Source organism: Kitasatospora sp. NPDC001132 (assembly GCF_053598415.1).
On the sequence record NZ_JBSFKF010000004.1, the window covers coordinates 209906 to 222667 of the forward strand.

12 protein-coding genes are annotated in these 12762 nt (G+C 72.4%); 9 read left to right on the forward strand and 3 right to left on the reverse strand.

Annotated features, from left to right (window positions below; genetic code table 11):
• Window positions 1–62: 62 nt before the first annotated feature.
• From ACWDBE_RS07860 to ACWDBE_RS07875, 4 genes are all read left to right on the forward strand, one after another.
• Window positions 63–2021 carry a protein kinase domain-containing protein gene (locus ACWDBE_RS07860; protein ID WP_449807512.1) on the forward strand — a complete coding sequence of 653 codons (1959 nt, stop codon included), beginning with the start codon at window positions 63–65 and terminating at the stop codon, window positions 2019–2021.
• Window positions 2022–2065: 44 nt separating this feature from the next.
• A complete protein-coding gene (locus ACWDBE_RS07865) occupies window positions 2066–2245 on the forward strand; it encodes a DUF6104 family protein (protein ID WP_049649445.1) in 180 nt (59 codons plus the stop codon).
• 222 nt (window positions 2246–2467) lie between these two features.
• Entirely contained in the window at window positions 2468–3376 is a 909-nt protein-coding gene (locus tag ACWDBE_RS07870) for a DUF4097 family beta strand repeat-containing protein (RefSeq protein WP_449793565.1), read from the forward strand.
• 1 nt (window position 3377) lies between these two features.
• Entirely contained in the window at window positions 3378–4418 is a 1041-nt protein-coding gene (locus ACWDBE_RS07875) for a PadR family transcriptional regulator (RefSeq protein ID WP_449807513.1), read from the forward strand.
• An 84-nt stretch (window positions 4419–4502) separates the two neighbouring features.
• Here the strand turns inward: ACWDBE_RS07875 and ACWDBE_RS07880 are convergent, their stop codons facing one another.
• Window positions 4503–5465 (reverse strand): zinc-binding dehydrogenase, encoded by a 963-nt coding sequence (locus ACWDBE_RS07880; protein ID WP_449793567.1) that lies wholly within the window; start codon window positions 5463–5465, stop codon window positions 4503–4505.
• A 242-nt stretch (window positions 5466–5707) separates the two neighbouring features.
• Window positions 5708–6901, reverse strand: coding sequence for an NAD(P)-dependent malic enzyme (locus ACWDBE_RS07885; protein WP_392873231.1), 1194 nt, complete (start codon window positions 6899–6901; stop codon window positions 5708–5710).
• A gap of 578 nt (window positions 6902–7479) precedes the next feature.
• On the opposite strand from ACWDBE_RS07885, the gene ACWDBE_RS07890 reads away from it, so the two are divergent.
• The 5 genes from ACWDBE_RS07890 to ACWDBE_RS07910 all read left to right on the forward strand — a co-directional run bounded on the left by ACWDBE_RS07890 (window position 7480) and on the right by ACWDBE_RS07910 (window position 12281).
• A complete protein-coding gene (locus ACWDBE_RS07890) occupies window positions 7480–8409 on the forward strand; it encodes an ABC transporter substrate-binding protein (protein ID WP_449793568.1) in 930 nt (309 codons plus the stop codon).
• Between the two features lie 420 nt (window positions 8410–8829).
• Window positions 8830–9753, forward strand: a complete 924-nt coding sequence (locus tag ACWDBE_RS07895) for an ABC transporter substrate-binding protein (protein ID WP_449793569.1) — start codon at window positions 8830–8832, stop codon at window positions 9751–9753.
• Between the two features lie 36 nt (window positions 9754–9789).
• Complete coding sequence (locus ACWDBE_RS07900; protein WP_449793570.1) at window positions 9790–10764, forward strand: amino acid ABC transporter permease; 975 nt, start codon at window positions 9790–9792, stop codon at window positions 10762–10764.
• Between the two features lie 47 nt (window positions 10765–10811).
• Window positions 10812–11564 (forward strand): amino acid ABC transporter ATP-binding protein, encoded by a 753-nt coding sequence (locus tag ACWDBE_RS07905; protein WP_449793571.1) that lies wholly within the window; start codon window positions 10812–10814, stop codon window positions 11562–11564.
• A gap of 135 nt (window positions 11565–11699) precedes the next feature.
• The gene (locus tag ACWDBE_RS07910; protein WP_449789993.1) at window positions 11700–12281 is read left to right on the forward strand and encodes a CGNR zinc finger domain-containing protein; all 582 of its coding nucleotides are present in this window, start codon (window positions 11700–11702) and stop codon (window positions 12279–12281) included.
• A 58-nt stretch (window positions 12282–12339) separates the two neighbouring features.
• Here the strand turns inward: ACWDBE_RS07910 and sodX are convergent, their stop codons facing one another.
• Entirely contained in the window at window positions 12340–12702 is a 363-nt protein-coding gene (gene sodX, locus ACWDBE_RS07915) for a nickel-type superoxide dismutase maturation protease (protein ID WP_392874222.1), read from the reverse strand.
• Window positions 12703–12762: the final 60 nt, after the last annotated feature.

Below are 12762 nucleotides of genomic sequence, written 5' to 3' on the forward strand. Positions count from 1 at the left end.
CCGTCCACGCGCCCGACCGCCACGGCCGTACCGCCTCACCGCTCTCCCAGGGGGACCACCACATGACCGCCGACACGCCTCGGGACGCCGGAAAGCTCCCACCGGTCTTCCAGCCGCTCCTCCCGGACGACCCGCGGGAGGTCGGCGGCTACCGGCTGTTCGCCCGGCTGGGCGCCGGCGGCATGGGCCGGGTCTACCTGTCGTACACCCCGGGCGGGCGCCCGGTGGCGCTCAAGGTGGTGCGCCCGGAGTTCGCCGAGGACGGCGAGTTCCGCCGCCGCTTCGCCCAGGAGGTCAGCAACGCCCAGCGCATCCACGGGCTCTACACCGCGCAGGTGATCGACTCCGGCGGCCTGGACGGCGACGCCCCCTGGCTGGTCACCGCGTACGTCCCCGGCCCGTCCCTCCAGCAGGTGGTGCGCGAGAACGGCGCGCTCCCGGTGCGCACCGTGCTGCTGCTGATGGGCGGCATCGCCGAGGCCCTCCAGGCGATCCACAGCGTCGAGGTGGTCCACCGCGACCTCAAGCCCGCCAACGTGCTGGTCGCCGGGGACGGTCCGCGGGTGATCGACTTCGGCATCGCCCGCGCCGCCGACGCCACCGCGCTGACCGGCACCGGCTACCGGATCGGCTCCCCCGCCTTCATGTCCCCCGAGCAGGCCCAGGGCCGCCCGGTCACCCCGGCCACCGACGTCTTCGCGCTCGGCGCCCTGGCCGCGTACGTGGCCGGCGGCACCGCGCCGTTCGGCGACGGCCCGGACACCGCGGTGCTCTACCGGGTGGTGCACGAGGACGCGGACCTCACCGCCGTCCCGGCGGACCTGCGCGAGCTGATCCAGCGCTGCCTGGCGAAGTCCCCGGAGGACCGCCCCACGCCCGCCGAGATCATCCGGGTCGCCCGCAACCACCCGGAGGTCGGCGGCCAGCTGCGGTTCGGCGACGACTGGCTGCCGCGCGAGGTCAACACCGAGATCACCCGCCGCTCGGACCTGCCCAAGACTCCGCCCACCCCGCTGCCGGCCGCGCCCGCCACCCCGCCGACCCCGCCGCCCGCGATGCCGGCCACTCCCCCGCCGCCGCCCGGCGCGCCGACCCACCCGGCCACCGCGGTGCACCCGCCGCAGCAGCCGCCGACGCCCCCGCACGGCTTCACGCCGCCGCCGGTCGGCTCGTACGGCGCCCCGCAGCCGCCCACCGAGTCGCCGACCGCGCCGGTGCTGCCCACCCCGCCGACCGTCCGGCTCCAGCCGGAGCCGCCGTCCTACGACACCCCGCCGCCCGGCCCGGCACTGACCGCCGACCCGGCGCCCGCCGCGGCCCCGGAGCCCGGGCCGGGGCGCAAGGGCGGGGTGTCCTGGAAGGTGCTGCTCACCGTCGCCCTGGTGATGGCGGTCGGCGGCACCGCGGGCGGCGTGGTGCTGATGAAGAAGCTGGACGACGGCAAGGCGTCGGACGCCAAGCCGGCCCCGGCGGTCACCGTCACCCAGGGCCCTGACCCGACCAGGCCGGCCTCCTCCCCCAGCGCCTCCGCCTCCACCGACCCGGTGACGGCCTCCTCCCCCAAGCCCGGCCAGAGCACCGTCTCGGCCCCGGCCCGGCCCACCGGCTACTCCCCGATGCTGGACAAGAAGTCGCTGGCGATCCCCAGCGCCGACTACTCCTCCGACGCCTACCGGATCGACCTGGACTCGGGCACCGTGGTGCCCCGCTCCACCGACCTCAAGTGGGGCTTCGGGGTCACCAACAACAGCAGTGGCAGCAAGGCCAACGCCTTCGCCAGCTACGGCGACAACAAGTCGGACTTCGCGGTGATCACCGAGCCGTCCGTCACCGCCGAGCAGTGCGCCGCCGCGATCGACTCCCGGCCGGACACCGACCTCTCGTACAACCGGGTGGCGCCCGGCCGGCTGCTCTGCGTCCGGGACCGGGTCACCCGCAACATCGCCATCGTGGCGATCGAGCAGGCCGACCCGACCTCCGGGGCCGCCAAGGTCACCGTCAGCACCTGGCGCGCCGGCTGAGCACTATCCTGACCAGGTCAATCCCCACCGGACCGGAGCGAACCGTGTACTTCACCGACCGAGGCATCGAGGAGCTGGAGAACCGGCGCGGCGAGGAGGAGGTCACCCTCGGGTGGCTGGCCGAGCAGCTGCGCACGTTCGTCGACCTCAACCCGGACTTCGAGGTCCCGGTCGAACGGCTGGCCACCTGGCTGGCGCGGCTCGACGACGAGGACGACGAGTGACCCGGTGACGGCCGTCGTGAGGCCCGGGAGGCAACCGCCTCCCGGGCCTCACGCGTGTTCGGGCACGGAGCTCCGCCGTCCCCGTAGGGGAGGCCTCGGGGACGGATCGGGGACGGATCGGGGTCGGGACGGGGGCCGGAGCGCTTGACTCTGCCGGCACGCGATATATCGTCTTTAGAAGAGAACGCGATACATCGCGATCGCCAACGGGAGGCGGCAGAGATGAGCCAGTGGACGGTCGAGGGCACCGAGAGGATCACCTTCGACGAGTCGGTGCGCGCGCTGCACGTGCGGACCATCGAGGGCACGGTGAACGTGGTGGCGGCCGACGGCCCGGCCCGTCTCGAGGTCACCGAGCTGGTCGGCGACCCGCTGCACGTGACCCTGGTGGACGGCGTCCTGACCGTGACCTACAAGGACATCAACAGCTGGGGCGAGTTCGGCGACTGGGTCAAGTCCGTCGGCTCGGTGCGGAACTTCTTCGGCTCCTTCAAGCGCAAGCGGATCGCCGGTGTCACCGTGACCGTCCCCGCCGACGTCGAGGTCAAGGTCGGCACCGTGTCCGCCCACGCCACCGTCAGCGGCATCGACGGGCGCGTCTCGGTGCAGAGCGCCAACGGCGACACCACGCTCGCCGGGGTGACCGGCCGGATCGACGCGAGCACCGTCACCGGCGACGTCGACGCCCAGGCGGTCGGCGGCCGCCTCAAGGTCAACACCGTCTCCGGGCAGCTCACCGTGATCGCCGGCACCGCCGACCGGATCCAGGCCAACACCGTCACCGGCGCCGTCACCCTGGACCTCGACGTGGCCGGCGAGACCGACGTCAAGGTCAACACCGTCAGCGGCGCGGTCGTGGTCCGGATCCCCTCCGCGGCCGACGCCACCGTCGAGGCCGGCTCCACCAGCGGCGACGTCTCCAGCACCTTCGAGCAGCTCCAGATGAGCAGCACCTGGGGCGCCAAGAAGATCTCCGGCCGACTCGGCGAGGGCCGCGGCAACCTCAACGTCACCACCGTCTCCGGCGCGGTCACCGTGCTGCGCCGCCCCGACGCGGAGGAGGAGGGCCCGGTGGTCGTCAAGGAACTCCCGGCCGGCCCCGGTACGCCGAACCTCACCAAGGAGGCCTGAGATGACCCCTGTGTTCGGCCACGGTCGGCTCCGCCTGTACCTGCTGAAGCTGCTGGACGAGTCCCCGCGGCACGGCTACGAGGTGATCCGGCTGCTGGGGGAGCGCTTCCAGGGCCTGTACGCCCCCTCGGCCGGGACGGTCTACCCGCGGCTGGCCAAGCTGGAGCAGGAGGGCCTGGTCACCCACAGCACCGAGGGCGGCCGCAAGGTGTACCGGCTGACCGACGCCGGACGCGTCGAACTCGAAGCCCGGCAGGGCGAGTTGGACGAGCTGGAGCTGGAGATCCACGACTCCGTGGCGCAGCTCGCCGGGGCGATCCGCGAGGACGTCCGGGACAGCGCCAAGGATCTGCGCGAGGAGCTGTGGAACGCCGCCAAGCAGGCGCCCCGGCCGGAGCGCGCCGAGAGCGGCGACCCGTGGGCCGGGCCCTGGGGCGACAACGAGTCCTGGCAGCGCGCCAAGGAGGAGTTCGCCCAGTTCAAGCAGCAGGCGAAGGAACAGGCCAAGCGCGCCCGGGAGCAGGAGCAGGCCGCCAAGGCCAAGGCGAAGGCCGCCGAGGCGGAGGCCCGCCGGCTGCGCGAGCAGGCCAAGGCCTCGCGCACCGCCGCGCAGCAGGAAGCGCTGCGGATCAAGCGCCGGGTCGAGCAGCAGGTGCGCGAGCACGCCGCGAAGGGCGACTGGCCGACCGGGCTGGCCGAGGGCCTGTCCGAGCTGACCAAGGGCCTGGCCGGGCTGGCCGACGCGGCCCGCTGGGGCCACGGCCCGGAGGAGCCGGCCGCGGAGCCCACCGAGAAGGTCACCGTGACCAGGATCGACCTGGACAAGGACGAGAACGCGCCCGGAACCCCGGCCGACCTGCCGTCGTGGGCCCGCACCGACCCGGCCGGGGATCCGGCCCGTGAGCTGGAGCGGCTGCTCGACCGCTTTCGCGACCAGGTGCGGGACGCGGCCAGGGACGGCGGGGTGGGCGCGGACGAGCTTGCCGAGGCCCGTACGGTGCTGGGCACCGCGGGCGAGCGGTTGAAGCGACTGCTCGGCTGACGCCGACGGTCCGGAACGGCGGCCCGGCGCCCCCTTCGGGAGGCGCCGGGCCGCCACCTGTGCGGAGCCTCGGACGGCCCCGGGTCAGGGGTTGAGGACGACCTTCCCGAAGACGTCGCCCTTGGCGAGCCGGGCGAAGCCGTCCCTGGCCTCGGCCAGCGGCAGCACCGAGTCGATCACCGGCCGGACGCCGGTGTTGGCGCAGAAGGAGAGCAGCCCGGCCAGCTCCTCCTTGGTGCCCATGGTCGAGCCGACCACCTTGAGCTCCAGGAAGAAGATCCGGTTCAGCTCGGCGGAGCTCGGGCTGGGGCCGGAGGTGGCCCCGGAGATGACGACGGTGCCGCCCGGGCGCAGCGACTTCACCGAGTGCGACCAGGTCGCGGCGCCGACCGTCTCCATGACCGCGTCCACCCGCTCGGGCAGCCGGGCGCCGCTCTCGAAGGCCGCGTCGGCGCCGAGCTCCACCGCCCGGGCGCGCTTGGCCTCGTCCCGTCCGGTGACCCAGACCCGCAGGCCGGCCGCCTTGCCGAGGACGACCAGCGCGGTCGCCACCCCGCCGCCCGCGCCCTGCACCAGGACGGTGTCCCCGGGCTTGACCCCGGCGTTGGTGAACAGCATCCGGTACGCCGTCAGCCAGGCGGTGGGCAGGCAGGCGGCCTGCTCGAAGCTCAGCTCGGCGGGCTTGGGCAGCAGGTTCCAGGTGGGGACGGCCACCCGCTGGGCGAAGGTGCCCTGGTAGCGCTCCGTCAGGATGGACCGCGGCTCGTCCGGGCCGACCCCGTGGCCGCTCTGGCCGATCACCGAGTGCACGACCACCTCGTTGCCGTGCTCGTCGACGCCGGCGGCGTCGCAGCCGAGGATCATCGGCAGCTTCTCGGCGGGCAGGCCGACCCCGCGCAGCGACCAGAGGTCGTGGTGGTTGAGGCTGGCGGCCCGGACCGTGACCACGCTCCACCCGGGACGGGCCTGCGGCTCGGGGAGGTCGCCCAGCTCCAGCCCGCTCAGCGGGTCGGCGGCGTCGATACGTGCGGCGTAGGCAGCGAACATGCCCCGGACGATAGCTCCGACGGCCGGGGCCGGGAACCACGCGAACGTGTGACGCGTGTCCCGGCTGTCCCGGCTCCGACTACGCCGCTCGCCTCCGGGCGCTCTGACCCACTGCCGACGCCCGGCGCTCCGGCGCTCGCACCCCGCTTGTCGCCGCTCGCTTCCGGCAGCGGCGCGCCCTTCGGCTCGGCGGGGGTGCGGGGGAGCGGCCGCCGCGGCCGGCGCGCTCCCCCGGCGCGTCGTCAGATCCGCGCCACGCCCTCCGCCCGGGCGGCCTCGGCGACGGCCTTGGTGACCGCCGGCGCGACCCGCTCGTCGAACGGGGAGGGGATGACCTTCTGCGGCGTCAGCTCGTCGGCCACGACGCCGGCCAGCGCCTTGGCGGCGGCCAGCTTCATGCCCTCGGTGATCCGGGAGGCGCGGACCTGGAGGGCGCCCGCGAAGATGCCGGGGAAGGCCAGCACGTTGTTGATCTGGTTCGGGAAGTCGCTGCGGCCGGTGGCGACCACCGCGGCGTACTTGTGCGCGACCTCGGGGTGGATCTCCGGGGTGGGGTTGGCCATCGCGAAGACGAACGCGCCCTCGGCCATGGTCGCGACGACCTCCTCCGGCACGGTGCCGCCGGAGACGCCGATGAACACGTCGGCGCCGGCCATCGCGTCGGCCAGCGAGCCCTTGAGGCCGGTGCGGTTGGTCCGCGCGGCGATCTCGGCCTTGACGTCGGTGAGGTCGCCGCGGCCCTCGTACACCACGCCCTTGCGGTCGCAGACGGCCACGTCGCCGATGCCGGCCGCGACCAGCATCTTGGCGATGGCGATGCCGGCCGCGCCGGCGCCGGAGATGACGGCCCGCAGGGAGCCGATCTCACGGCCGGTCACCTTGGCGGCGTTCCACAGGGCGGCGGTGGTGACGATCGCGGTGCCGTGCTGGTCGTCGTGGAAGACCGGGATGTCCAGGGCCTCCTGGAGCCGGCGCTCGATCTCGAAGCAGCGGGGCGCGGAGATGTCCTCCAGGTTGACGCCGCCGAAGGAGGGCGCCAGCCGGACCACGGTCTCGACGATCTCGTCGACCTCGGTGCAGGCGAGCGCGATCGGCACCGCGTCCACGCCGCCGAACTGCTTGAACAGGATGGCCTTGCCCTCCATCACGGGCAGCGAGGCCTGCGGGCCGATGTCGCCGAGGCCCAGCACCGCGGTGCCGTCGGTGACCACCGCGACGGTGTTGGACTTCCAGGTGTAGTCGTTGACCAGTTCCGGCTGCTCGGCGATGGCCGTGCAGACCCGGGCGACACCGGGGGTGTAGGCGAGGGACAGGTCGTCCGCGTCGCGCACCGGGACGGTCGCCCGGATCTCCATCTTGCCGCCGCGGTGGAGCGCGAAAACCGCGTCGACCGGATCGTCGGTGTCCTGGGTGCTGCTGATGATCTCCGCTGCCACGATGACCTCTTCGTCATTGATCTGGCGAGGACGCGCGGCCGACGGGAGGACGACCCGGCCGGAAACCGGAAACCGGGTACGCCGAAGCGGACCCGGGGTCAGGGTCGGGGCGCTGCCGTCGGGCGGCGCCCTCGGATGAGGGTTTTGTTGGGTCTTCTGTTGTCCGCGTTGTGCTTACGGGCCGAGCGTAGGTCGGACGACGGCATCGCACCTATGCCTTTTCGTCCTCGTCACGTACGGTTCATCGCCGAGCTGTCGTCACGGGAGCCCGGCGTCTCAGCGCAGGCACCGACGGCGGCAGCGGCATGAGCGCACGCGCACCCGCAGGAGTGAACGCAGGTCCGAAGGGAGTCGGCACCCCGGATACGGAGCCACGTGAGGACTTCCGTTCCCGAGCACCGCGAGCCTGTCGGGGCTCGTCGGTCTGGTTCGAGCGTTCGGGGGTCACCCGGTACCGAATTCTGACACACCCGCTGCCGGGCCCGGCAGGCCGGGATGGCAGGATCGCTTGTCCGCCATTTCGCGTACACCCGCGCGACACCGTGGCGGCGCCCGTCTCTCCCTCAGGAGCCGCCCTCATGCGTCACGCCCGACTCGCCCGCCGTCCGATCCCGGCCGCCGCCGCCCTGGCGACCGCCGGAGCCCTGCTGCTGACCGGCTGCGGCGGCGGCGGGCAGGCCGCCGCGGAGGATCCGGTCAAGGACCTGCGCGGCAAGCTGCCGAAGGCCCTGCGGTCGGCCGGGGTGCTGCGGGTCGGAATGGACGTCAACTACCCCCCGGTGGAGTTCCGCGGCCCGGACGGCACCCCGACCGGCCTCGACCCGGAGCTCGCCGCCGCCCTGGGCCGGATCCTCGACGTGCGGGTCGAGTTCGTCGACACCCCCTTCGACAAGCTGGTGCCGAACCTCCAGGCCAAGCAGTACGACGTGGCGATGTCGGCGCTCAGCGACACCCGCAAGCGCCGTGACGCCCTGGACGAGAACGGCAAGCAGGCCGGCCCCGGCGTGGACTTCGTGGACTACTTCATCGCCGGCAGCTCGATCGTCGTCCCGAAGGGCAACCCCAAGGCGGTCAAGAGCCTGGACGACCTGTGCGGCAAGACCGTGGCGTTCCAGCAGGGCACCACCCAGGACGAGATCGTCACCCGCCAGGTGTCCGTCTGCGCCCGGGCCGGCCGTCCCGCGCTGGTCCCCCACAAGCTGGACACCGACACCAAGGCGCTGGCCGAGGTCGCCTCCGGCGCGGCCGCGGCCGGCCTGAACGACTTCCCGGTGGCCGCCTACGCGGCGAAGACCACCGACGGCGGCGCCCGCTTCGAGCTGACCGGCGGGCAGTCCACCTCCAACCCGTACGGGATCGCGCTGCGCAAGGACGACGGGCAGTTGCGCGACGTGCTGGCCAAGGCGATCGACCAGCTGATCCGCAGCGGTGAGTACGACAAGATCCTGGCCAAGTGGAACGTGAGCGCCGGCGCGGCGCAGAACGCGGTGGTCAACGGGGGCATCTGACCGGCGGGCGGCGGGCCGCCGGGTACGGCACGGACGGGTCTGCATACTTATGCGCAGAGTGACAGGGGCCCGGGATAAGTCCGAATAGCGGACAGTGCGACCCCTCGTTATCCGATTTTGATCTGGATGAGGGCCACCTGACTGTCATCAGATGGCAGGATTCCCCCCATCTCGGATCGAGCCGGCCACTGGTCGAGGCCGACCGGTCAACGTCCACCTCGGCGGAGGGTGGCGGAAGCAGTACCTCGTACACCCCCGGGCGGCACCCCCCGCGCCCGGGCAACTGCACGACCCGGCCTGCACGTACGACGACGTACGGCGACACGCACCCGTACCGAGCCGCGCGGCTCGCCGTTCCGGTGCGCCGCTCCCGCGGCGCGCTCCGCCCGACCTCTCTCCCCCAGGATGGAGATCCCCCTCATGACCACCCGTACCCAGCGCAGCCGGCTCCTCGCAGCCGGTGTGGTCGCCGCGTCGGTCTCCCTCGTGCTGACCGGCTGCAGCAGCAGCAAGAGCGACGGCAGCGGCGCCCCCAACGCCTCCGCGACCGTCAACGAGGTCAAGGCCGATCCCAAGCTGGCCTCGCTCGTCCCGGATGACGTCAAGGCGGCCGGCAAGCTCGTGGTGGGCGCGGACGCCTCCTACGCGCCGGACGAGTTCAAGGACGACAGCGGCAAGGTCATCGGCATGGACGTCGACCTGGCCAACGCCATCGCCGCCAAGCTCGGCCTGAAGGCCGAGGTCCAGGACTCCGGCTTCACCGCGATCATCCCCGGCATCCAGTCGAACAAGTTCCAGCTCGGCATGTCGTCCTTCACGGACAACAAGGAGCGCGAGCAGATCGTCGACATGGTCACCTACTTCAACTCCGGCAGCGCCGTCGCGGTGAAGAAGGGCAACCCGGAGAAGATCGACCCGAAGGACCTCTGCGGCAAGAAGGTCGCCGTCCAGACCGGCACCACCCAGGCCGACGAGATCAAGGACACCCGCGACCCCGACTGCGCCAAGGCCGGCAAGCCGGGCATCCAGAACGGGGGCGACAAGTTCGACCTCCAGACGGACGTCACCAACGCCGTGGTCTCCGGCCGCGACCAGGCGCTGATGGCCGACTCCCAGGTCGTCGACTACGCGGTCAAGCAGTCCGGCGGCCAGCTGGAGAAGATCGGCGAGACCTACGGCGTGGCCCCCTACGGCGTGGCCCTGGCCAAGGGCTCCAAGCTCACCCCGGCCATCCAGGGCGCCGTCCAGTCGCTGATCGACGACGGCACCTACAAGCAGATCCTCAGCAAGTGGGGTGTCGAGGCCGGCGCCATCGAAAAGTCGGTCGTCAACAGCGCCTCCTGACCCTCGTACGCTTCACTTATCCCCCGAGGCCACACCGTGAACTCTTTGGACAAGGGGACGGCGGAGAAGGGGCGGCCCGAGACCATCAGGGCCGTCCCCGTCCGTCACCCCGGACGCTGGGCCGGCGCCGTCGTCATCGCCGTACTCGCGGCGATGCTCGTGAGCGCCCTCTTCACCAACCCCGCTTTCAAGTGGGACATCGTCGGTCAGTACCTGTTCCACGACAGCATCATGCACGGCCTGCTGGTGACGCTGGAACTGACCGTTCTCGCCATGCTCATGGGCGTGGTCGGCGGCATCGTCCTCGCGGTGATGCGCCTTTCCCCGAACCCGCTGCTGGCCGGCGTCGCCTGGGTCTACATCTGGATCTTCCGCGGCACCCCGGTCCTGGTGCAGCTGGTGTTCTGGAACTTCCTCGGCCTGATCTGGGCCAAGCTGTCGATCGGCGTGCCGTGGGGGCCGGAGTTCTGGTCCGAGCAGACCAACGTGCTGATCCCGACCTTCGTCGCCGCCCTGCTGGGTCTCGGCCTCAACGAGGCCGCCTACATGGCGGAGATCGTCCGCGGCGGCATCCAGTCGGTCGACGAGGGCCAGACCGAGGCCGCGCACGCGCTCGGCATGAGCCGGTTCCAGACCATGCGCCGGATCGTCCTGCCGCAGGCCATGCGGGTGATCATCCCGCCGACCGGCAACGAGACCATCTCGATGCTCAAGACCACCTCGCTGGTCTCCGTGATCTCCCTCGAGGAGATCTTCCGGGCCGGCCAGGTCATCTACTCCCGCAACTACCAGAACATCCCGCTGCTGATCGTGGTCAGCCTCTGGTACCTGTTCTTCACCTCGGTACTGACCATCGGCCAGTACTACATCGAACGCCACTACGCCCGGGGCTCCAACCGCACCCTGCCGCCCACCCCGCTGCAGCGGCTGCGGGGCCTGTTCGCCGGGAAGCCCGCTCCCAGGACGACCGCCGACGTCGTCCCGGGGCTCGAGGGAGGTGGTCACGTATGACCGACCTGAGCAAGACCCCCGCCGACGCCGCGGCGTCCACCGAGCCCATGGTCCGCGCGGAGAACGTGCACAAGTCCTACGGCCCGGTCGAGGTGCTCAAGGGCATCGACCTGGAGGTCAAGCAGGGCGAGGTGTTCTGCCTGATCGGCCCCTCCGGCTCCGGCAAGTCGACCTTCCTGCGGTGCATCAACCACCTGGAGAAGATCAACGGCGGCCGCCTCTGGGTGGACGGCGAGCTGGTCGGCTACCGGCAGAAGGGCGACCGGCTGCACGAGCTCAAGGACCGCGAGGTCGCCCTCAAGCGGCGCGACATCGGCATGGTCTTCCAGCGCTTCAACCTGTTCCCGCACATGACCGCCGTCGAGAACGTCATGGAGGCGCCGGTCCAGGTCAAGGGCGAGAGCAGGGCCGACGCCCGCGAGCGCGGCATGGCCCTGCTGGAGCGGGTCGGCCTGGCCGACAAGGCCGGGAACTACCCCTCGCAGCTCTCCGGCGGCCAGCAGCAGCGCGTGGCGATCGCCCGCGCGCTGGCCATGAAGCCCAAGCTGATGCTCTTCGACGAGCCCACCTCCGCACTCGACCCGGAGCTGGTCGGCGACGTCCTCGACGTCATGCGCGGCCTCGCCGAGGAGGGCATGACCATGGTGGTCGTCACCCACGAGATGGGCTTCGCCCGCGAGGTCGGCGACGCCCTGGTGTTCATGGACGGCGGTGTGGTGGTCGAGTCCGGCAACCCCCGCGAGGTGCTCACCAACCCGCAGCACGAGCGCACCAGGGCCTTCCTGTCCAAGGTGCTCTAGGCGGTACCGTCGGCGCCCGGCAGACCCCGTCCTGCCGGGCGCCGCCTCCTTTCCCGCCGGGGAAAGGAGGCCGGAACGCCGTACGAGTAATAGGCTGGAAGCAGTCAGCCCGTTACCGAATCTGGAAGGACCCCTGTGGAGCTCGCCGCCTACGCCGATCTCGCCGTTCGGCTGGTGAACACCGAGGAGCCCGAGCGCGGCACCGACGCGCTGACCTCCGTGGAGGCGGTGCGCGGCCTGTTCTCCGACTCCTCGCGGGCCGCCGCCCTCGCCGACGAGTCCGACCTGCCCCGGCTGCGGGCGGTGCGGACCAGGCTGCGCGGCGTCTTCGAGGCCGCCGCCGAGGGCGACGAGGTCCGCGGCGTCGACCTGCTGAACAGCCTGCTGATGGAGTACCCCGTCAGCCCGCTGGTCTCCGGACACGACTACCCGGACGACGCCGGGCGGCCGCGCTGGCACCTGCACCTGGCCGACAACTCCCCCACCGCCACCGCGCACTACACCGCGGTCGCCTGCATGGGCCTGGCCGTCCACCTGACCGAGCTGGGCGCCGACCGGCTCGGCATCTGCCAGGCCGCGCCCTGCCGCAACGCCTACCTGGACACCTCGACCAACCGCTCCCGCCGCTACTGCTCGGACCGCTGCGCGACCCGCGCCAACGTGGCCGCCTACCGGGCCCGCAAGCGCCAGGAGGCGGAGGCCGCGGGCCGGGCCTAGGCCCTCGCGAACCCAGGCCCCGGGAGGTCGAGGCCCCGGGAGTCCGGGCCCCAGGGCCTCAGACCTCCTCCACCCAGGCGCCGAGCCGGCGGGCCAGGCCCGGCACCCGGGCCAGCCGCGGGGTGAGCAGCAGCCGCTCCAGCCGGCGCCCCGGCGCCAGCCAGGCCGGGCTCGGGCTCAGCCGCAGCAGCACCCGGCCGAGCACCAGCTCGTCCGGGACGGCGCCGTAACTGCGGCTGTCGCTGTCCACCGGGCGGTTGTCCGACAGCAGCCACCAGCCCTTGGGCCGGCGCTCGGCGGCCCGCTTCACCACCAGCAGGTCCTGCTGGAACGGGTGCCGGAAGACCACCACCGCGCCCGGCCGGATCGGCGCGCCGTACCGGACCAGCAGCCGGTCGCCCTCGCGCAGGGTCGGGACCATCGACGGCCCCGCCACGTCGACCAGCCCGAACGGCAGCACGCCGCCCCGGTCCCCGGCTCC